The sequence below is a fragment of the Cellulomonas sp. P4_D11 genome, from assembly GCF_056401915.1.
Genome location: NZ_JBFUIK010000034.1, coordinates 1 through 20,226, shown reverse-complemented (window position 1 = coordinate 20,226; position 20,226 = coordinate 1). Strand labels below are relative to the sequence as shown.

The following is a 20,226-nucleotide window of genomic DNA, read 5'->3' as shown; positions in this document are numbered from 1 at the left end:
GCTACGGCGTGGCAGCGCCCGGCCGGTCCGGCCGCGGGACACGCAGGACGACGAGCACCCTCTGGAGGCAGCGCAGTGAGCGAAAACGGCACGGACGACGTGACGTCGGCGTCCGACGACGCCGTCGACGAGGCGCTGTCCCGTCTCGTGGGCCTCGAGGACCAGCCGCTGCGCGCTCACGTCGCGGTCTTCGACGCCGTGCACGGCGCGCTGCAGGACCGGCTCGCGGACGCGGAGGGCTGACGGGCGGTGACCACACGCCTCGACACCGAGCTGGTGCGGCGCGGCCTGGCGCGCTCGCGCCGCCACGCCGGCGAGCTGATCGCGTCCGGTCGGGTGACCGTCGACGGCGCGGCCGTCTCGCGCAGCGCGGTCCAGGTGACGGACGAGCGGCAGGTCGCGGTCCAGCTCGACGACGACGATCCCGGCTACGCGTCCCGCGCCGGGCACAAGCTGGCGGGCGCCCTCGACGCGCTCGGCCCGGACGGCCCGGTGGTCGCCGGACGGTTCTGCCTCGACGCCGGGGCGAGCACGGGCGGGTTCACCGACGTGCTGCTGCGGCGGGGCGCCGCCGGGGTCGTGGCCGTGGACGTCGGTCACGACCAGATGGTCGACGCGCTGCGGCAGGATCCCCGCGTGGACGTCCGCGAGGGCGTCAACGTCCGCTCCCTGAGCCGCGGCGACGTCACGCCCGCACCGGGTCTCGTCGTCGCCGACCTCTCCTTCATCTCCCTGACTCTCGTCCTGCCCGCGCTGACCGACGTGGCCGCCGCCGACGCCGACCTGCTGCTGATGGTGAAGCCGCAGTTCGAGGTCGGTCGCGAGCGGCTCGGGTCGGGCGGGGTCGTCCGGCTGCCCGAGCTGTGGGTCGATGCGGTGGTCGGGGTCGCCCGAGCGGCCGCCGACCTCGGGTTCGGCGTGCTCGGCGTCGTGCGCAGCCCGCTGCCCGGGCCGAGCGGCAACGTCGAGTTCTTCCTCTGGCTGCGTCGGGCCGACGACGGGTCCGGTGTCGAGGTTCCTGTCGACGGCATCACGGCCGCCGTGCTCGAGGGCGACCGGTGACCCGGCGCGCTCTCGTCGTCACCCACGGGGGACGCGAGGAGGCGGTGCAGGCCACCCGTGAGGTCGTGCGCGAGCTCGAGCGCGCCGGCGTCGAGCCGGTGCTCGCGGCCGAGGACGCCGTGGCCGCGGACCTGCCGACCTTCGAGCTGGCCGTCGTGCTGGGCGGGGACGGGACGATCCTGCGGGCCGCCGAGCTCACGCGCGGGACGTCCGTGCCGCTGCTCGGCGTCAACCTCGGGCACGTGGGATTCCTGGCGGAGAGCGAGCGCGACGACGTCGGCGAGGCCGTGCGGCGGCTGACCGCCGGCGAGTTCGACGTCGAGGAGCGCGGCACGCTGGACGTGCGCGTGATCCGGCCCGACGGCGACGTCGGCACCGGCTGGGCGCTCAACGAGGCCGCGCTCGAGAAGGTGAGCAGGTCGCGCATGCTCGAGGTGCTGCTCGAGGTCGACGGACGCCCCCTGTCGTCGTTCGGGTGCGACGGGATCGTCGCCGCGACCGCCACGGGCTCCACGGCGCACGCCTTCTCGGCCGGCGGCCCCGTCGTGTGGCCGGACGTCGACGGCATGATCCTCGTCCCCATCTCGGCGCACGCGCTGTTCGCGCGGCCGCTGGTCGTCGGCCCCCGGAGCCGCCTCGCGGTCGAGGTGCTCGTCCGCTCGCCCGCCCCCGGCCTGGTGACGCTCGACGGGCGCCGCCGGCTCGAGGTGCCGCTCGGCTCCCGCGTGGAGGTGACGCGGAGCGACGTCCCTGTGCGGCTCGCCCGTCTGACGCCCGCGCCCTTCACCACGCGGCTGGTCAACAAGTTCGGCCTGCCCGTGGACGGCTGGCGCGGTCGGCCGAGCGCGCCGCGACCCTCGTTCCCCGGCCCGGAGGGGGCGCGGTGATCGAGGAGATCCGGATCGAGAACCTCGGCGTCATCGGCCGCGCGCACGTCGAGCTCGGGCCGGGTCTGACCGTGCTGACGGGCGAGACCGGTGCCGGCAAGACGATGGTGCTGACCGCGCTCAACCTGCTGCTGGGCGGCAAGGCCGACCCCGCGACCGTCCGGGTCGGGTCGGCGTCGGCGGCGGTCGAGGGCCGGGTCGTGCTGGAGTCCGGCGCCCAGGCACTCGGGCGGGCCCAGGAGGCCGGGGCCGAGCTGGACGACGACGGCAGCCTGGTACTGCTGCGCACGGTCGGCGCGAGCTCCGACGGCGCCGTGGGGCGGTCGCGCGCGTACGTCGGCGGCCGGTCGGTGCCGCAGGGGCTGCTCGCGGAGCTGGCCGACGAGCTGGTCACCGTGCACGGTCAGGCGGACCAGGCGCGCCTGCGCTCGCCCGCTGTGCAGCGGGAGGCGCTCGACGAGTTCGCCGGAGCAGGGCACGCCGACCTGCTCGTGAGCTACCGGTCCGCGTGGGCCGAGCGAGCGCGCACCGACGCGGAGCTGACCGAGCTGGTGGACAAGGCGCGGGACCGGACGCGGGAGGCCGAGCTGCTGAGGCTCGGGCTCGCCGAGGTCGAGCGCGTGGACCCGCAGCCGGACGAGGACATCACCTTGGCCGAGGAGGTCGACCGGCTCTCGCACGCCGAGGACCTGCGGACGGCGGCGTCCGGCGCGCACGCGGCGCTGGTCGGCGACGACGACGGCACGGACGGGACCGCCGCGGTCGGCGCGATCGAGCACGCGCGCCGACTGCTCGAGCACGAGGGCTCGCACGACCCCGCGCTCGCCGCGCTCGCGACGCGCGTGGCCGAGGCCGGGTATCTGCTGGCCGACGCGTCGACCGACCTGGCCGCGTACCTCGAGGACCTGCAGGCCGACCCGCTGCGGCTCGACGCCGCGCAGCGCCGCCGTGCCGAGCTGGGCGGCCTGACGCGGAGCTACGGCTCGACCGTGGCCGAGGTGCTGGCGTGGGCCGACACCGCGGGTCGCCGCCTGCTCGACCTGGACGGCGGCGACGAGCGGATCGAGGCGTTGCGCGCCGACCGGGCGCGGCTCGACGCCGAGCTCGGCGCGCTGGGCACGCAGCTGTCGACGGGTCGTCGCGACGCCGCCGAGCGGCTGTCTGCCGTGGTGTCCGACGAGCTGTCCGGGCTGGCGATGGGCGGCGCCGAGCTGCGGGTCGTCGTCGAGCCGGCGGACGAGCCGGGCCCGCACGGGGCCGACCGGGTCGAGATGCTGCTGGTGCCGCACGCCGGTGCGCCCGCGCGGCCGCTGGGCAAGGGGGCGTCCGGCGGAGAGCTGTCCCGGGTCATGCTGGCCATCGAGGTCGCGCTGGCCACCGCGCCGGGCGCCACCCGACCCGGCACGTTCGTCTTCGACGAGGTCGACGCGGGCGTCGGCGGACGGGCCGCGATCGAGGTGGGGAGGCGGCTGTCGTCGCTCGCGCAGGGCAGCCAGGTGCTCGTGGTCACGCACCTCGCGCAGGTCGCCGCGTTCGCCGACCGGCACCTCGTGGTCACCAAGTCGACGGCCGACGGGGTCGATGTCATCACCGAGTCGGACGTGCGCTTGGTCACGCAGGACGACCGCGTACGCGAGCTCGCCCGCATGCTGTCGGGTCAGGAGGACTCCGCCGCCGCGCGGACGCACGCCGCGGAACTGCTCGAGCTCTCGTCCGTGGGACGATGAGCGGCGATGAGAGCCTCCCTGCGCAAGCGCACCGCCCTGCCCGATTCCGGCGACGCCGCCGGCCCGGCTCGTGTCGACCCACGCACCAAGGCGCTGACGAAGCGCCTGCGGCCGGGTGACATCGCGGTCATCGACCACCTCGACCTGGACCGCGTGTCCGCGGAGGCCCTGGTCGCGTGCCAGCCGGCCGCCGTGCTCAACTCCGCCCGGTCGACGTCTGGCCGCTACCCGAACCTCGGCCCCGAGATCCTCGTCGGGGCGGGCATCCCGCTGATCGACGACCTCGGTGCGGACGTCATGGCCGTGACCGAGGGGCACCGGCTCCGGGTGGTGGACGGCGCGGTCTACGACGGCGACACGCTCGTGGCCGAGGGCGTGCTGCAGACCGAGTCGACCGTCGCGGCCGCGATGGAGGAGGCCCGCGCCGGCCTCTCCGTCCAGCTCGAGTCGTTCGCGGCCAACACGATGGACTACCTGCGCCGCGAGCGGGACCTGCTCCTGGACGGCGTCGGCGTGCCCGACATCTCGACGGTCATCGACGGCCGCCAGGTGCTGATCGTCGTGCGCGGGTACCACTACAAGGAAGACCTCGTCACGCTGCGCCCGTACATCCGCGAGTACCGGCCGGTGCTCATCGGGGTGGACGGCGGCGCCGACGCGATCCTCGACGCCGGCTGGAAGCCCGACCTCATCGTCGGCGACATGGACTCGGTCTCCGACCGCGCGCTCACGTGCGGCGCCGAGGTCGTCGTGCACGCCTACCGCGACGGTCGCGCGCCCGGCCTGGCGCGCGTCGAGCAGCTGGACGTCAAGCACGTCGTGTTCCCGGCCACCGGCACCAGCGAGGACGTGGCCATGCTGCTCGCCGACGACAAGGGCGCGGAGCTCATCGTCGCGGTCGGCACGCACGCCACGCTCGTGGAGTTCCTGGACAAGGGGCGCTCCGGCATGGCGAGCACGTTCCTCACCCGGCTACGGGTCGGCAGCAAGCTGGTCGACGCCAAGGGCGTGTCGCGCCTCTACCGGAACCGCATCTCCAACGTGCAGCTCACGCTGCTCGTCCTCGCGGGCCTCCTGGCCCTCGGCGTGGCGCTCGCCTCGACGGCGGCTGGCCAGACGCTCATCGGCCTGCTCGGCGCCCGCCTCGACGACATCACCTCGTGGGTGAGCGGACTCTTCGGATGACCGCCGCCGCCCGCACCCTGCACCCGGTCCCGGCTCGCGCCGGTGACGTACCCGACGGAGACCTCGCACCGTGATCGACTTCCGCTACCACATCGTCTCGCTCATCTCGGTCTTCCTGGCGCTGGCCGTCGGCATCGCGCTCGGCGCCGGCCCGCTCAAGGAGACGATCGGCGACACCCTGACCGGCCAGGTCGAGCAGCTGCGGGGCGAGAAGGACGCGCTCCGCGCCGAGCTCGACGTCACGTCCGGCAGCCTGCAGGACGCCGAGACCTACATCGACGCGGCCGGCCCGCAGCTGCTGGACGGGACGCTGACCGACCGCCGGGTCGCCGTCGTCGCGCTCGGCGAGATCGACGAGTCCACCCGCACCGCGGTCGACGAGCGGCTCGCGCAGTCGGGCGCGACGGTGACCGCGCACGTCACGCTCGAGGACACGTGGGCGGACCCGGACGCGCGCACCTTCCGGCAGGCGCTCGTCGGCCAGCTGCTCACGTACCTCGACCCGGTCCCGGCCGACGACGCGGGCGTCGAGGGCGAGCTCGCCTCGGCGCTCGTCCAGGCGCTCGTCACGTCCGACCCGACGAACCCCGACGCACTCTCCGACGACGCGTCGGTGCTGCTCCAGCTCCTGTCGTCCAGCGAGAGCGACAGCCCGTTGGTCACGGTGGCCGACCCGGTCACGGTCCCGGCGGACGCCATCGTCGTCCTCGGTGTGCCCATCACGGTGCCGACCGCCGACGCGACCCCGAGCCCCGAGCCGTCCGCGTCGGTCGTGGCCTCGCAGCTGGCGGTCCTGTCGGCTGCGCAGGAGCTGTCGTCCGGTGCGGTGCTGGCCGACGGCCCGCGCGGCAAGGGCAGCCTGACGGACGCCGTCCTGGCCGACCAGGAGCTCGCCGCCTCGGTCACCACCGTGTCCGGTGCCGAGCTGGTCACCGGCCAGGTCAACGTGCCCCTCGCGCTGGCCGCGCGGATCGCCGGCACCAACGGTCACTACGGCTTCGGCGACGACGAGACGCCGATCCCGGCCGCCGTCGTGCTGCCGCCGGTCGACCGGACGCCTCGCGTGCCGGACAGCACGGTCGGCTCGGACGCGACCGGCGGGACCGAGGGATGACGGTCGGCCTTCTGCGGCGCGCCCTGGCCGGGGCCGTCGCGGGCGTGGCTACTTCCACCGTCCGGGGCGTCCTGGACAGCTCGGCGCCGGGCGGCCAGGCGCGCTGGGTGCGCACGAACCACCGCGGTGAGCCGATCAGCCTGCTGGAGGGGCCGGCGGTCGCCGCCGGGCTGCTCGTCGGCGGTCTGGTGGGCGCTCCGTCGACGCGGGGCGCGGTGGCCCTCACGGTCGCCACGGCGTCGGGTGCGGCCTTCGGGCTCGTCGACGACCTCGGCGAGGACACGACCGCGCGACGCAAGGGACTTCGTGGGCACCTCGGCGCGCTCGCGCGCGGCGAGCTCACGACGGGCGGCCTGAAGGTGCTCGGCATCGGCGCGGGTGCGCTCGTGGCGGCCGCCGTCGCGACGCCGACGCACCGGCCCGACGGCACGCGCCGGTCCGCGGTGGGGTGGCTGGCCGACGTCGCGGCGTCGGGCGCGCTCGTCGCGTCGAGCGCCAACCTGCTGAACCTGCTCGACCTGCGGCCGGGCCGCGCGCTCAAGGCGGCCACGCTCGTCGCGACCCCGCTGGCCCTCGGCCCGGGCGGCGGCGCGGGTGCGGGCGCGTCCGTGCTGGGCGTCGTCGGCGCCGCGGTGGACCAGGACCTGGCGGAGGCCGACATGCTCGGGGACGGCGGCGCGAACGCGCTCGGCGCCACGCTCGGCACGGCCGTGGTGCTCAGCGCGCCGCGCCCCGTCCGGCTCGCCGCGCTCGCGGTCGTCGTCGGGCTCACCGTGGCCAGCGAGAAGGTCAGCTTCACGCGCGTGATCGAGCGCACCCCGGTGCTGCGCGAGATCGACGCCTGGGGTCGCCGGCCGGTCGACCCCCCGGCGGACCGGTCCGCGTGAGCCCCGCCGCGCGGCGCACGCTCGCCGGGCTCGGTGGCGCCGCCGCGATGATCGCGGCGGTCACGGTGCTGAGCCGGGTCCTCGGGTTCGCGCGCTACCTGTTCCAGGCGCGGGCGTTCCACGACGGTGAGATCGGCGCCGCGTACCTCGCGGCGAACACGCTGCCCAACGTGCTGTTCGAGGTCGCGGCGGGCGGCGCCCTCGCGGGTGCGCTCATCCCCGTGCTCGCCCTGCCGGTGTCCCGCGCCCTGGGCAAGGACGTCGACGCCATCGTCTCGGCGACGGTCGGCTGGACGCTGCTGGTCCTGGTGCCGCTCGGCGGCCTGCTCGCCGCGCTCAGCGGGCCGATCTCGGCCGTCTGGCCCAACCTCGACGACTCCCAGCGCGGCCTGCTCCAGTTCTTCATCGCTGTCTTCGCGGTCCAGGTGCCCATGTACGGCATCGCCGTGCTGCTGTACGCGGTCCTGCAGGCGCACAAGCGGTTCTTCTGGCCGGCGTTCGCCCCGGTGATGTCGTCGGTCGTCGTCATCGGGACGTACGTGCTGTACATCGCGCTGTCCGGCGGCGAGCTGGACGACCCCGCGGCGGTCGGCTCGACCGCGCTGTCGTGGCTGGCCTGGGGGACGACGCTCGGCGTCGCGGCGATGTGCTTCCCGATGCTCGTGCCCGTGCACCGGCTCGGCGTGCGGATCCGCCCGACCCTCACCTTCCCGCCCGGGGTCGGGCGCCGGCTCGCCGCGCTCGCGTTCGCCGGGGTCGGGTCGCTGGTCGCGCAGCAGCTCTCGGTCGTGGTCATCATGCTGGTCGCCTTCGCGCGCGGCGGCGGCGGCGCGTACTCGGTCTACGTGTGGTCGCAGCAGGTGTACCTGCTCCCGTACGCGGTCCTCGTCGTTCCCCTGGCGACATCGACGTTCCCCCGGCTCTCGGCCCGCGCGGCCTCCGGCGACCTGCCCGCGTACGCGCGGATGGCGTCGGGGACCACGCGCGCCGTGCTCGTGGCCGCGGCCCTGGGCGGCGCCGCGCTGGCCGCGGCCGCGCCCGCCGTGGGCGACATCTTCGGCGCCGTCAGCGACGACCCACGGGGCTTCCCGACGCTCGCCCCCACCGTCACGCTGATGATGCCCGGGCTGCTCGGCTTCGCCGTGATGTTCCACGCCTCGCGGGCGCTCTACGCGCTCGAGCGCGGACGGTCCGCCATCGCGGCGAACGTCGCAGGCTGGGGGACCGTCGCCGTCGCGGCACCCGTGCTCGGTGCGCTCCTCGTGCCCGACGGCGCGGACCCCGCCGGGGCCCTGGCGGCCGTGGCGATCGCCGGGTCCGTCGGGATGCTCGTCGGGGGAGTCGTCGCCGTCGTCCTGCTGCGCCGGGCGACCGGTCGACCGGCGACCGCCGGGCTGGCGCGCACGGCCGGCGTCGTGGTCCTGGGCGGCGCCGCCGGCGCCGTCGTGGGCCGCTGGGTGGTCGACGCGGTCACCTCGCTCGGTGGCCACGGCGTCGTGACCGCCGTCGGCGCCGCAGCCGGCGGCGGGATCATCGCCGCGCTCGTCGTGCTGGGTGCGATGCTCGCGCTGGACCGCGCGACCCTGCGGGACTTCCGCCGGCTCGAGGCCGAGCCCCGCCTGCGTGACGTCGAGCGGATCGCCGACCCCGCGAACCCGAACGGCCCGCTCGTCTGACCGTCGGGGGCCGGACGTGTCCGGACTCACCCCGCGAGGCACTCCGGCAACGGGCGTTCGTCGGGTAGGTTGGAATCCCGTGACAGAGCGCGCGCATCGACTCTCCGGGCGGTCGGATTCCACGACCCGGCACATCTTCGTCACCGGGGGTGTCGCTTCCTCCCTCGGCAAGGGCCTGACGGCGAGCAGCCTCGGCCGACTCCTTCGCTCCCGTGGCCTGCGGGTCACGATGCAGAAGCTCGACCCGTACCTCAACGTCGACCCCGGCACCATGAACCCGTTCCAGCACGGCGAGGTCTTCGTGACCGACGACGGCGCCGAGACGGATCTCGACGTCGGGCATTACGAGCGGTTCCTCGACGTGAACCTGGTCGGGTCCGCCAACGTGACCACGGGCCAGGTCTACTCGCAGGTCATCGCGAAGGAGCGCCGCGGCGAGTACCTCGGTGACACGGTGCAGGTCATCCCGCACATCACCGACGAGATCAAGACGCGGATGCGCCAGCAGGCGGACTCCGACATCGACGTGATCATCACGGAGATCGGCGGCACGGTCGGCGACATCGAGTCGCTGCCGTTCCTCGAGGCGGCCCGCCAGGTGCGCCACGACCTCGGCCGCGACAACGTCTTCTTCCTGCACGTCTCGCTCGTGCCGTACATCGGCCCGTCGGGCGAGCTGAAGACCAAGCCCACGCAGCACTCCGTCGCCGCCCTGCGCAGCATCGGCATCCAGCCCGACGCGATCGTGCTCCGCGCGGACCGCGAGGTCCCCGACGCCACGAAGCGCAAGATCGCGCTGATGTGCGACGTCGACGTCGAGGGCGTCGTCACCGCCAAGGACGCGCCGAGCATCTACGACATCCCCCGCGTCCTGCACTCCGAGGGCCTGGACGCCTACGTGGTGCAGCGGCTGAGCCTGCCGTTCCGGGACGTCGAGTGGAAGGGCTGGGACGACCTGCTGCACCGCGTGCACCAGCCCACCCACCGCGTCGAGGTCGCGCTCGTCGGCAAGTACATCGACCTGCCCGACGCGTACCTCTCGGTCACCGAGGCGCTGCGGGCCGGCGGCTTCCACCACGACACCAAGGTCGTCATCCGCTGGGTCACGTCGGACGACTGCCAGACGCCCGAGGGCGCCCGGCTGGCGCTCGAGGGCGTCGACGCGGTGCTGGTGCCCGGTGGGTTCGGCGTGCGCGGCATCGAGGGCAAGCTCGGCGCGCTGCGCTGGGCCCGCGAGAACCTCATCCCGACGCTCGGCATCTGCCTGGGCCTGCAGTGCATGGTCATCGAGTACTCCCGCACGGTGCTCGGGCTCGACGGGGCGTCCTCGTCCGAGTTCGACGCCGACCCGGCGCACCCCGTGATCGCCACGATGGCCGAGCAGCTCGCGATCGTCGGCGGCGACGGCGACCTGGGCGGCACCATGCGCCTCGGCGCCTACGAGGCCGTGCTCACGCCCGGGTCCGTCGTGGCCGAGGCGTACGGCGCCACGCGCGTGTCGGAGCGTCACCGCCACCGCTACGAGGTGAACAACGCCTACCGCGACAAGCTCGAGGACGCCGGCCTGGTGATCTCCGGGGTCTCGCCCGACACCTCGCTGGTCGAGTTCGTCGAGCTGCCGAAGGACGTGCACCCGTACTACGTGTCCACCCAGGCGCACCCCGAGTTCAAGTCGCGGCCCACGCGGGCCCACCCGCTGTTCGCCGGTCTCGTCGAGGCGGCGCTCGCCCAGCGCGGCGACGAGTCCTGATGGGGGAGCCGCTCGCCGACGTGTCGGCGCTGCGGTCGGTCCTCTCGCACGACGTCATCCACGAGGGCAAGATCTTCGACCTCGTGGGTGACGTGGTCGATCTCGGGGAGTCGCAGGTGCTGCGCGAGTACGTCGCGCACCCCGGCGCGGTCGCCGTGATCGCGCTCGACGAGGACGACCGCGTGCTGCTGCTGTCGCAGTACCGGCACCCCGTGCGGTCGGTGCTCTGGGAGCCGCCCGCCGGACTCCTGGACATCGCCGGCGAGGACCCGCTCGTCGCGGCCGCCCGGGAGCTGGCCGAGGAGGCCGACCTTCGGGCCCGCTCGTGGTGGCGGCTGGTCGAGTTCTTCACGAGCCCGGGCGGGTCGGACGAGCGGATCGTCGTCTTCCTGGCCCGCGACCTCTCCGCGGTCGCCGACGCCGACCTTTACGCCCGCGCCGACGAGGAGGCCGACATGGTCCCGCGCTGGGTGCCGCTCGACGAGGCCGTCGCGGCCGCCCTGGACGGTCGGCTGCACAGCCCGACCGCCGTCACGGGCGTGCTGGCCGCCGCGGCCGCGCGCGCGACCGGCTGGTCGTCCCTGGTCCCCGTCACGCTGCCGAGCCCCGGCTGACAGCGTGCGCCTCCGCGGACGCCGACGGCGCGCGACCCCTCGTCGCGCGCCGTCGCCATCCGCTCAGCGGCTCGTGGACCGCCGGTACTGCAGGTTGGACAGCGGCACGAACACGATGATGAAGATCGCCGCCCAGATCAGCGTGTAGAGCTCCGCGTGCTGCAGGGGCCACGCGGTCGGCGCCGGGACCTCCGGGGGGATGTTGCCGAAGAGCTCGCGCGACGCCTGGGTCACCGCGGACACCGGGTTCCACTCGGCGAACGTCTGCAGCGGCGCCGGGAGCGTCTCCAGGGGCACGAACGTGTTGGCGACGAACGTCAGCGGGAAGATCACGATGAACGTCGCGTTGTTGAACACCTCGGGGCTCGGCACCAGCATCCCGAGCCACGCCATGATCCACGAGATGGCGTAGGCGAAGACGAGGAGCAGCAGGTAGCCGAGCGCCGCCTCCGCGACCGAGCTGTGGATGCCCCAGCCGACGAGGAGTCCCGTCAGGGACATCACGATCAGCACGAGCACGTTGTTGGCGACGTCGGAGATCGTCCGCCCCGTCAGCACCGCGGACGGGGCCATCGGCAGCGACCGGAACCGGTCGATGATCCCCTTCTTCAGGTCGTCCGCCAGCCCGGCGCCCGTGATGGTGGCGCCGAAGATCACGGTCTGGGCGAAGATCCCGGCCATGAGGAACTCGCGGTACGCGGCCGGGTCGGCGCCGCCGGGCACGGCGATCGCGCCGCCGAACACGTACGCGAACAGCAGGACGAACATGATGGGCGACAGGGTGGTGAACACCAGCAGGTCGGGGACGCGCTTGATCTTGATGATGTTGCGCTTGGCGACGACGTAGGAGTCGGAGAACACGGTCGGGGCGGCCATCACGCACCTCCCTCGGAGGACTCGTCGGCGGCCGCGTGCCGACCGGGTCTCGCTGCGTCGGCGAGCGTCGGCGGAGGCTCAGGCGCCGGGGCCTCCTGCTCGCCCTCCTCCTCGGCGGACCGGCCGGTCAGGGACAGGAAGACGTCGTCCAGCGTCGGTCGGCGCAGGCCCACGTCGTCGATCCCGATCCCCGCGTCGTCGAGGACCCGCAGCGCCTCGGTGAGGACCTGGGCGCCGCCGCTGATCGGCATGAGCAACGTGCGTCGGCCCTCGTCGAGGCCGGCCTTGCCGACGCCCAGCGGCTCGAGGAGGTCCCGCGCGTCCAGCAGCCGCGCCGGGTCCCGCACCGTGAGCTCGAGCCGCTCGCCGCCGACCTGCATCTTCAGCTGGTCCGCCGTGCCCTGCGCGATGATCTTGCCGTGGTCGATGACCACGATGTCGTCGGCCAGCAGGTCCGCCTCCTCGAGGTACTGCGTGGTCAGCAGGAGCGTCGTCCCGCCGGCGACGAGGTTCTGGATCACCTCCCACATCTCCGTGCGGCCGCGGGGGTCCAGGCCCGTGGTCGGCTCGTCGAGGAAGATGATCGGCGGGTCGGCGACGAGCGCTCCCGCGAGGTCGAGCCGGCGGCGCATGCCACCCGAGTAGGTCTTGGACGGGCGGTCAGCGGCGTCCTCGAGCCGGAACGCGGCCAGCAGCTCGCGCGCCCGCTCACGCGACCGCTTCACGCCCAGGTGGTACAGCCGCCCGATCATGTCGAGGTTCTCGAAGCCGGTGAGGTACTCGTCGACCGCCGCGTACTGGCCGGAGAGGCCGATCCGGCGCCGCACGTCCCGCGGCTTGGCGAGGACGTCGACGCCCGCGACGGTCGCGGACCCGCTGTCGGGCTTCAGGAGCGTGGTGAGGATGCGGACGATCGTGGTCTTGCCCGCGCCGTTGGGCCCGAGCAGGCCGAGCACCGAGCCGGACGGCACGGTGAGATCGACCCCGTCGAGGGCCGTGACGGTCTTGTAGTGCTTGACGAGTCCCTGCGCCGTGATCGCGTCAGCCATGGGTCGAGGCTAGGAGAGACCACCGACATCGGGACAGGGCATACCCGGGCAGACCGGTCAGACGGCGGTCGGCACCGGGTCGCCCGCAGGGACGCTCGCGCGCGTGCGCAGGCTGCCGACGAAGAACGTCACGGTCGACGCGAGGAGCGCGGCGCCGAGCATGTGGAGGTTGACCAGCCCGATCGGCAGGCCGGTGAACAGCTGGACGTAGCCGATGAGGCCCTGGCCCAGCGTCACACCGAGCAGGACCAGCGCCGTGGTCCACGGGCGCCCGGACACCCCTCGGCGGCGCAGCAGCACCAGCACGGCGACGAGGACGGCGAGGAAGGCCCACACCGACGCGGCGTGCAGCTTCGCCATGAGCCACGGGTCGACGCCGAACCGGTAGCCCACCTCGTCGTCGCCGGAGTGCGGCCCTGCGCCGGTCACGACGACCCCGAGGGCGAGCACCACGGCGGTCAGCGCCACGAGGACGCGGACGAGGGAGCGGGTGGTGCGGTCGACCAGCGGGACGGCCGGACCGTCGCCCTCGCGCGTCCGGACCACGAGCCACGTCGAGAAGGCGACCAGGGCCATCGAGATGAGCAGGTGGCTGCCGACGATCGCGGGGTGCAGGTCGACCAGGACCGTGATGCCGCCGATGACGGCCTGGATCAGCACGCCGACGACGGGCACGACGCCGAGCCGGCGGTATGACCACGGGCGGCGTCGGTCGAAGGTGACCAGCAGCGCCACCACCAGCGCGATGACGACGAGCACGCCGCTCACGGTCCGGTTGCCGAACTCGATGAAGGGGTGCAGCGACGTCGCCTCGTGCAGCTGCGGCGTGAACTGCCCGGGCTCGCACTGCGGCCACGTCGAGCAGCCCAGGCCCGAGCCGGTCAGGCGCACGGCGCCACCGGTGACGATGATCGCGATCTGCCCGACGAGGTTGGCGACGACCGCCGTCCAGGTCCACCGGTCGCGGATCCGGTCCAGGGTCGACGAGGGGGCGTCGAGGGCGGGGGTCGAGCTCACGTCGACCAGCCTACGGTCCGGTCCCCGTGCTCCCGACCGCCCGGCGGGCGAGGCTCGTCACAGCGGGATGTCGAGCGCTCCGCCGGCGGCGAGCAGCGTGAGGACGATGCCGATGAGCACGGCGACGGCGCTCGGCACGAACACGTGGGGGAGCCACGCGGTCTGCCGACGCATCCGCCGGATCTCGTCGCTCGTCATCTCCCGCGGAGGCTCGGCGAGAGCGGCGGCCGGGTCGCGCCGACCCGCGGCGGCCCACGCGGCGTCGATCCGCGGTGCCGACACGGGCACGCCGCCGAGGCTCAGGTCCGACCAGGACGCCGACCACGCCTCGATCTGGCGCATCCGGGGGTAGTAGCGCACCTGGTGCCGCTTGGTCATCGCCTCGATGAACCAGAACGCGGCACCCGTGGCGGCGCCGAGCGCGAACAGGGCGTAGTGCTGCTGCTGGAAGCCGAGCCCCAGCGCGGCGAGGCTCAGCGTGACCGACCAGCTCTTGACGGTCAGCATCCGGCCGTCGAACTCGGAGACGGTCCGCACCAGCGCGGCGTACTCGGCGGCGAGGGCCGTCTGGAACGTGCCGTCCTGCGCGGGCTCCATCGGCCCACGGTAGCGGTCAGTGCCAGCGGAACAGGCGGCCGGCGCCCCAGCCCAGTGCGGCGGCCCAGGCGACGAGCACCACGACGGACCAGGCCGGCAGCACGCCGTGCATGAGGGTCTCGCGCATGGCCTCGCCGAGCGCTCCCGACGGCAGCAGCAGCGCGACGTGCGCCATCGGCCCCGGCAGCTGGCTCGCGGGGATGATGACCCCGCCGGCGACGGCGAGGACGAGCAGGAGCAGGTTGGCGACCGCCAGCACGGCCTCGGCGCGCAGGGTCCCGGCGACGAGCAGCGCGAGGGCGGTGAAGGCCGCGGTGCCGAGGACGATCGCCACGACGGCCAGGAGCAGCCCGGCCGGGTCGGGGTGCCAGCCGAGCAGCAGCGCGGTCGCGCCGATGATCACGACCTGCACGATCTCCACCACCAGCACGCCCAGCACCTTGCCCGCGAGCAGCCCGCTGCGGCCGAGCGGGGTCGTCGCGAGGAGCCGGAGCACGCCGTTGCGGCGGTCGAACGACGACGCGATGGCCTGCGAGGTGAACGAGGTGGTCATCACCGCGAGCGCGAGGACTCCCGGGGTCAGGAAGTCGATCCGGCTCGCCCCGCCGGTGTCGAGGTCGATCGCGGTCGCGCGCGTCAGCCCGACCAGCACGAGCACGGGGACGATGACCGTGACGAGGAGCTGCTCCCCGTTGCGCAGGATCGCGCGCGCCTCGAAGGCGGTCTGCGCGGCGACCCGCTGCCGGGTGGGTGCAGGCGCGCTCATCGCAGGTTCCGTCCCGTGAGGTCGAGGAAGACGTCCTCGAGCGTGCGACGGCCGACGGACAGCCGGGTGACCAGGACGCCGCGGTCGGCGAGCCACGCCGTGAGCGTCGCCACGGTCCGGGGGCCGACCGCGCCCGTCACGGTGTACGAGCCGTCCCGCGGCTCGGTGATGGCGAACTCCGGCCCGAGCGCCGACCCGAGATCCAGCCCGGGCGCGGTCTCGACCCGCAGCGAGCTGTCCTCGGCCGAGGACACCAGCGACGGCACCGACCCCTGCGCGATCACGCGCCCGTGGTCGACGACCACGACGTGGTCGGCCAGGTCCTCCGCCTCGTCCATGAGGTGGGTGGTGAGGAGCACCGCGACGCCCTCGTCGCGAAGCTCCCGCACGAGGTCCCACACGGCGTGCCGCGACTGCGGGTCCATCCCGGCGCTCGGCTCGTCGAGGAAGACGACCTCGGGACGGCCGACGATCGCCGCCGCGAGGGCGAGGCGCTGCCGCTGGCCGCCGGAGAGCCGGCGGACGGTGGTCCGGGCGAACGACCCGAGCCCGAGGCGCTCGGTCAGCTCGCCGAGGTCGCGCGGGTCGGCGTACATCTTCGCGACGTGCGCGAGCATCTCGTGCGCCCGCACGCCCGTGGGCAGGCCGCCGTCCTGCAGCATCACGCCGACGCGGGGCCGCAGCTCCCGGGCCTGCGTGAGCGGGTCCTGGCCGAGCACGCGGACGGTGCCGTCGTCGGGCTCCCGCAGGCCCTCGCAGCACTCGACCGTCGTGGTCTTGCCGGCGCCGTTGGGCCCCAGGACCGCCGTGACCCGGCCGCGGTGCGCGACGAGGTCGAGCCCGTCGACGACGGCGCGACCGCCGTAGCGCTTGACGAGCCCGGAGATCTCGAGCGCGGGGGAGTCGGGCACGAGAGGGAAGTCTAGGGCGCGGCCGACGGGTGTCCGTGACGGCCGGGGACCGTATCTGGGGTTCGCGGGATTCCTCCTTTCGGGTGACGACGAGGTCGGCGCGTGCCGTCGGCACGCCGTCCCGTGGTCGCGCCCGCGGCCGCGGAACTCCCCCAGGAGGTGACGACATGATCGACGAACACCCGAGCTCGGACTCCGCGCTCGACGTCACCGAGGCGACCGTCCTCGGCGAACAGGTCCCGGTGGTGGCGCGACGCGTTGTCGTGCAGCTCGCCGCGACCGAACCCGCGAGCTCCACCGACGACCTCGTCGCCGCGGCGCTCGCGACACTTCCTCCCGGCAGCCAGGTGGTCCGCGGCCCCAGCGCCACCGGACGCATGGTCGTCCTGCTCCCGGAGGGCACCGACCTCGACGCGGCGATCTCCGACAACAGCGCGGCCGTCGAGGCCGAGCCCGCCGTGGCCTACGTCGAGCCCGACGTGGTCGACCGCGCGCAGGTCGTCCCCAACGACCCGCGCTACCCGCAGCAGTGGGGGCCGCCGGCGGTGAACGCCGAGGCGACCTGGGACCTGGTCACGGGGACGGCGTCGGTGCTCATCGGCGTCATCGACTCCGGCATCTCGATGTCCGGGGGCGTCCTGGACCACGACGACCTCAACAACGCGGCCCGGATCACCCTCGGGACCGACTTCGTCGACGGCGGCACCCCGATGGACCTGCACGGCCACGGGACGCACGTCGTCGGCATCGCGGCGGCGGTCGGCAACAACGCGGCGGGTGTGGCGGGCATGAACTGGGGCTCGCCGGTCTACGTCTGTCGCACGCTGGACGCCGGCGGCAACGGCAGCGGCGCCGACTTCGCGGACGCGGTCGAGGAGATCACGGACCACGCGGTCGCGCTCGGCATCAAGGCGGTCATCAATTACTCGGGCGGCGGCGCCGACGCGCAGGTCAAGCGGGACGCGTGCCAGTACGCGTCCGACCACGGGATGCTCGTGATCGCGGCGGCGGGCAACGACAACGCGGGGCCGGTCATCTTCCCGGCCGCGTACTCCACGACGATCGCCGGCGTCATCGCGGTCGGGTCCACGGACCAGGGCGACACGGTGTCGAGCTTCTCGAACGTGGGACCCGAGGTCACGGTCGTGGCGCCGGGACGCAACATCCTGTCCACGCTGCCGACCTACGCCACCGGTGGCGGGTTCGGCCTCAACTACGGCCAGCTCAGCGGTACGTCGATGGCGACACCGCTGGTCACCGGCCTGGCGGCCCTCATGTGGAGCCGGCACCCCGGGCACAGCAACGTCAAGGTGAAGCAGTGTCTCGAGGACACGGCCGTCAAGCTCGGCGCGGGCTCGTTCGACAACAGCTGGGGGCACGGTCGCGTCGACGCGCTCGCGGCCGTCAAGTGCGGCGACCTGGTCATCGTGCCGTCGATCCTGCGCTGCCCGCCGTCCCGGCTGCGCTGCCCGAGCGTGATCACGCTCTGCCCGCCGTCGAGGCTCCCGGTCCTGTGCCGGACCAGGCTCAACACGGTGTGCACGCCGTTCACGCGGCTGTCGACCGACTGCGAGATCGCCTCCGCGATCCGGTGCCCGTCGCAGCTGGCGTGCCCGTCCTTCGTCGACGGGTGCCCGTCGTCGCTCGGGTGCGACTCGGCGATCTGCGGGTTCCCGACGGAGATCGACCCGACCGTCCTCGAGGCGACCATCCTGCGCGGCGGCGGCGGTCCGGTGGTCCGGACGACGCCGGTGGCAGGTCTCGGCCGGCTCCGCGGGCTGCGGGAGCGGCTCACCGAGGGCGGTGCGTCCACGCCGGACGCCCCGGCCGCGGGTGCGGGGTGGTACTACGTGGATGACGACGGCACCGCCCACGAGGTGTGAGGTCATGACGACAGGGAGGTCGCGCCCGGCCGGGCGCACGGAGCTGGCCCGACGCGGGGTCCGGCTGCTGCTCGAGCGCGGCCTCCTGTCGACCGCCGAGATCCATCGCTACGGCCTCACGGCCCGCGACGTCTCGCAGTCCAACGGGGTCGCCCTGGTCGAGCTCGGCTCGGGACGCGGGTTCGCCATCAAGGACCTGGCCCCGAACCGCGAGCCCGGCCAGGGGGATCCCGCCCGCGAGGTCGAGCTCTACCGGGTGGCGACGACGTCGCCCGACCTCGCCGGGCGCGTGCCCCGGCTGCTGCTCCACGACGAGGACGAGCGGCTGCTCGTCCTCGAGGGGGTTCTGGCGGCCCGCCGCCTGGACCTGCAGCACGAGCCGACCGGGGCGCCGTTCGCCACCGAGCTGGGCACCACGCTGGGGCTCTGGCACCGCGTGTCGACGCAGCTGGACCCGCTCGGCCCCGCGCGCCCGTGGGCGCTCGACCTGGACGGCCCCGCGCGGCCGGCCGTGATCGACCGCAGCGAGCAGCTCAGCACGCTCGTGGCTGAGATCCTCTCCGACGAGCGGCACGCCGCCGCCTTGTCCCGGATGCGCGACACGTGGACCAGCGACGTGACCCTGCACGGCGACGTCCGGTTCGCGAACGTGCTCGTCCGGCCGCACGGCGTGGCGACGCTGGTCGACTGGGAGTACGCGGGGGCCGGGGACGCGCTCTGGGACGTCGCCGGCGCGGTGCAGGAGTACGTGAGCGCGGGGGAGCGGCTCGACGGCGCTCCCGTCGTCGCCCTGCTCGCCGCCTACGAGGCCGCCCGCGGCACGACGGTCGACCGGACCCGGCTCAGCGCCTTCGTCGCCGGCAGGTTGCTCGTGCGCGCGATGCAGCTGCTCAGCTGGATGGCCGACCCGGGCACCGAGGTCGAGCGGCACCGCGCGCTCGCGCGGCAGGTCCTCGAGCCGGTGCCGGCGTGAGGCCGCCTGCGCACCCCGACGTGGACGCCGCCGCCGAGCTGCTGGCGGGCCTGGCGGGTCCCGACCGGCCGAGCGGGGCCGACCTCGACCAGATCCTGTACTCCTGGTACCTCGCGATGACGCCCCTGCCCCGACGATCCGGCACGCCGGGCCCCGCGGACGTGGACCTGCGCGGGGCGCTGGACGCCGTGCACGCCGACGCGACGCACTTCGTCGGCGGCTGGCTGGCGCAGGGTGTCGGACGGGAGGGCGAGGTGCTCGCGGTGCCGCGCGGCGCGACGGACGACCGGCGTCGGCTGCTCACGCGGGGCGACTACGTGGTGCCCGGCCGGACGGGCCTGCCCGCCCGGGAGGGCGACCCGCTGGTCGTCCGCGCCGCCTGGACCTGGATCGACGACGAGCACGCGTTCTGGTACACCCGCCGCGGGGCCTGGCCGCCGCCCGGGTCGACGCACCTGGTCCGCACCTACCTCGACGTCGCGCCCTCGGACGCGCCCCGCGTGATCGGTGCGGTGACCCGGCTCCTCGCGACCCGGCGCGACGTGTCCTACCAGCTCAAGACGACCGTGCTCCGCGACCACGGCGGGCGGGCGGACGCCGTCGTCCTCTACCTCGGCGACCACGACGCCGACGCGCTCGTCGGCTCGCTGCGCGTGCTCGTCGCCGAGCACGCGGACGTGCTGCGGCCCACCAGGCCGCGGTTCACGGAGCGGCTGCTGGAGGGCGTCGAGGGGGCGGGACAGGCGTCGGCCGGGCTGGACGGGGAGAGCTTCGGGCAGGTGGTGTGCGACGTGCTCGCGCGCTGCTGGGAGGCGCTGGGCCCGGCGGCGAGAGGTGACGCGGAGCGGGTGCGCGCGGCCCTCGTGGGTGCGCTGGTCGCGGCGGGGCTCGATCCGCGGCACCCGGCTCGGGGGGCGGCGTCGTGACCGTCGAGAGGATCGTCGAGCAGCTGGTCGCCGAGGCCGTGTGGGACGACGACCGCGCGGTCTGGCTCGGGGACGAGGTGGAGCCGGACGCCCGCGGCGGGCGTGCCGTGGTCTACCACGCGGTCGGCGGGGACCTGTACGGCGGCACGGCCGGGATCGGGCTGTTCCTCGCGCGCGCCGCGACCGACGAGCACGCGGCCCGCACCGCGGCCGGCGCCACCCGGCACGCGCTCGCCTGGGTCGAGCGGACGCGGCCGGACGGCGCGCTGCTCTCCGGCGCCGCCGGCGTCGCGCTCGCGGCCCTCGAGGTCGCGGACCTGCTCGAC

The 20,226-nt window shown here is 74.4% G+C and carries 19 protein-coding genes and 1 pseudogene; 14 read left to right on the top strand and 6 right to left on the bottom strand.

Features of this window, described 5'->3' with window-relative positions; genetic code table 11:
- The first annotated feature begins 75 nt into the window (after positions 1-75).
- From AC1DT4_RS17055 to AC1DT4_RS17010, 10 genes are all read left to right on the top strand, one after another.
- Positions 76-243: a hypothetical protein gene (locus AC1DT4_RS17055; RefSeq protein ID WP_477090980.1), complete on the top strand. Its 168-nt coding sequence runs from the start codon at positions 76-78 to the stop codon at positions 241-243.
- Positions 244-249: 6 nt separating this feature from the next.
- Positions 250-1,062 carry a TlyA family RNA methyltransferase gene (locus AC1DT4_RS17050; RefSeq protein ID WP_477090979.1) on the top strand — a complete coding sequence of 271 codons (813 nt, stop codon included), beginning with the start codon at positions 250-252 and terminating at the stop codon, positions 1,060-1,062.
- The gene (locus tag AC1DT4_RS17045) at positions 1,059-1,949 is read left to right on the top strand and encodes an NAD kinase (protein WP_477090978.1); all 891 of its coding nucleotides are present in this window, start codon (positions 1,059-1,061) and stop codon (positions 1,947-1,949) included. Before AC1DT4_RS17050 ends, AC1DT4_RS17045 begins: the two co-directional genes overlap by 4 nt.
- Positions 1,946-3,676 carry a DNA repair protein RecN gene (gene recN / locus AC1DT4_RS17040; protein WP_477090977.1) on the top strand — a complete coding sequence of 577 codons (1,731 nt, stop codon included), beginning with the start codon at positions 1,946-1,948 and terminating at the stop codon, positions 3,674-3,676. Before AC1DT4_RS17045 ends, recN begins: the two co-directional genes overlap by 4 nt.
- Before the next feature lie 6 nt (positions 3,677-3,682).
- On the top strand, positions 3,683-4,861 hold the full coding sequence (gene steA / locus AC1DT4_RS17035; RefSeq protein ID WP_477090976.1) for a putative cytokinetic ring protein SteA: 1,179 nt from the start codon (positions 3,683-3,685) through the stop codon (positions 4,859-4,861).
- A gap of 70 nt (positions 4,862-4,931) precedes the next feature.
- Positions 4,932-5,975: a copper transporter gene (locus tag AC1DT4_RS17030; protein ID WP_477090975.1), complete on the top strand. Its 1,044-nt coding sequence runs from the start codon at positions 4,932-4,934 to the stop codon at positions 5,973-5,975.
- Entirely contained in the window at positions 5,972-6,862 is an 891-nt protein-coding gene (locus AC1DT4_RS17025) for a hypothetical protein (protein ID WP_477090974.1), read from the top strand. Before AC1DT4_RS17030 ends, AC1DT4_RS17025 begins: the two co-directional genes overlap by 4 nt.
- Entirely contained in the window at positions 6,859-8,538 is a 1,680-nt protein-coding gene (gene murJ, locus AC1DT4_RS17020; RefSeq protein WP_477090973.1) for a murein biosynthesis integral membrane protein MurJ, read from the top strand. The genes AC1DT4_RS17025 and murJ overlap by 4 nt, the downstream gene beginning before the upstream one ends.
- A 79-nt stretch (positions 8,539-8,617) precedes the next feature.
- Entirely contained in the window at positions 8,618-10,288 is a 1,671-nt protein-coding gene (locus AC1DT4_RS17015) for a CTP synthase (protein WP_477090972.1), read from the top strand.
- Positions 10,288-10,902, top strand: a complete 615-nt coding sequence (locus tag AC1DT4_RS17010) for an NUDIX domain-containing protein (RefSeq protein ID WP_477090971.1) — start codon at positions 10,288-10,290, stop codon at positions 10,900-10,902. The genes AC1DT4_RS17015 and AC1DT4_RS17010 overlap by 1 nt, the downstream gene beginning before the upstream one ends.
- A 63-nt stretch (positions 10,903-10,965) precedes the next feature.
- Here AC1DT4_RS17010 and AC1DT4_RS17005 read toward each other — a convergent pair whose 3' ends face one another.
- From AC1DT4_RS17005 to AC1DT4_RS16980, 6 genes are read right to left on the bottom strand one after another with little or no spacing between them, the layout of a single operon-like run.
- Positions 10,966-11,778, bottom strand: coding sequence for an ABC transporter permease (locus tag AC1DT4_RS17005; RefSeq protein WP_477090970.1), 813 nt, complete (start codon positions 11,776-11,778; stop codon positions 10,966-10,968).
- Entirely contained in the window at positions 11,778-12,827 is a 1,050-nt protein-coding gene (locus AC1DT4_RS17000; protein ID WP_477090969.1) for an ATP-binding cassette domain-containing protein, read from the bottom strand. Before AC1DT4_RS17000 ends, AC1DT4_RS17005 begins: the two co-directional genes overlap by 1 nt.
- Before the next feature lie 57 nt (positions 12,828-12,884).
- On the bottom strand, positions 12,885-13,844 hold the full coding sequence (locus AC1DT4_RS16995) for a COX15/CtaA family protein (RefSeq protein ID WP_477090968.1): 960 nt from the start codon (positions 13,842-13,844) through the stop codon (positions 12,885-12,887).
- A gap of 57 nt (positions 13,845-13,901) precedes the next feature.
- A complete protein-coding gene (locus AC1DT4_RS16990) occupies positions 13,902-14,441 on the bottom strand; it encodes a hypothetical protein (protein ID WP_477090967.1) in 540 nt (179 codons plus the stop codon).
- Between the two features lie 16 nt (positions 14,442-14,457).
- Positions 14,458-15,207, bottom strand: a complete 750-nt coding sequence (locus AC1DT4_RS16985) for an ABC transporter permease (RefSeq protein WP_477090966.1) — start codon at positions 15,205-15,207, stop codon at positions 14,458-14,460.
- A complete protein-coding gene (locus AC1DT4_RS16980; RefSeq protein WP_477090965.1) occupies positions 15,204-16,118 on the bottom strand; it encodes an ABC transporter ATP-binding protein in 915 nt (304 codons plus the stop codon). The genes AC1DT4_RS16985 and AC1DT4_RS16980 overlap by 4 nt, the downstream gene beginning before the upstream one ends.
- A 167-nt stretch (positions 16,119-16,285) precedes the next feature.
- Between AC1DT4_RS16980 and AC1DT4_RS16975 the strand changes: the two genes are divergently transcribed.
- From AC1DT4_RS16975 to AC1DT4_RS16960, 4 genes and pseudogenes are all read left to right on the top strand, one after another.
- Positions 16,286-18,001: a S8 family serine peptidase gene (locus tag AC1DT4_RS16975; RefSeq protein ID WP_477090964.1), complete on the top strand. Its 1,716-nt coding sequence runs from the start codon at positions 16,286-16,288 to the stop codon at positions 17,999-18,001.
- Between the two features lie 4 nt (positions 18,002-18,005).
- Complete coding sequence (locus AC1DT4_RS16970; RefSeq protein ID WP_477090963.1) at positions 18,006-18,974, top strand: phosphotransferase family protein; 969 nt, start codon at positions 18,006-18,008, stop codon at positions 18,972-18,974.
- Positions 18,971-19,900, top strand: coding sequence for a T3SS effector HopA1 family protein (locus tag AC1DT4_RS16965; protein ID WP_477090962.1), 930 nt, complete (start codon positions 18,971-18,973; stop codon positions 19,898-19,900). Before AC1DT4_RS16970 ends, AC1DT4_RS16965 begins: the two co-directional genes overlap by 4 nt.
- A pseudogene (locus AC1DT4_RS16960) lies at positions 19,897-20,226 on the top strand (hypothetical protein); the annotation flags it as partial. The gene AC1DT4_RS16965 and the pseudogene AC1DT4_RS16960, both read left to right, overlap by 4 nt.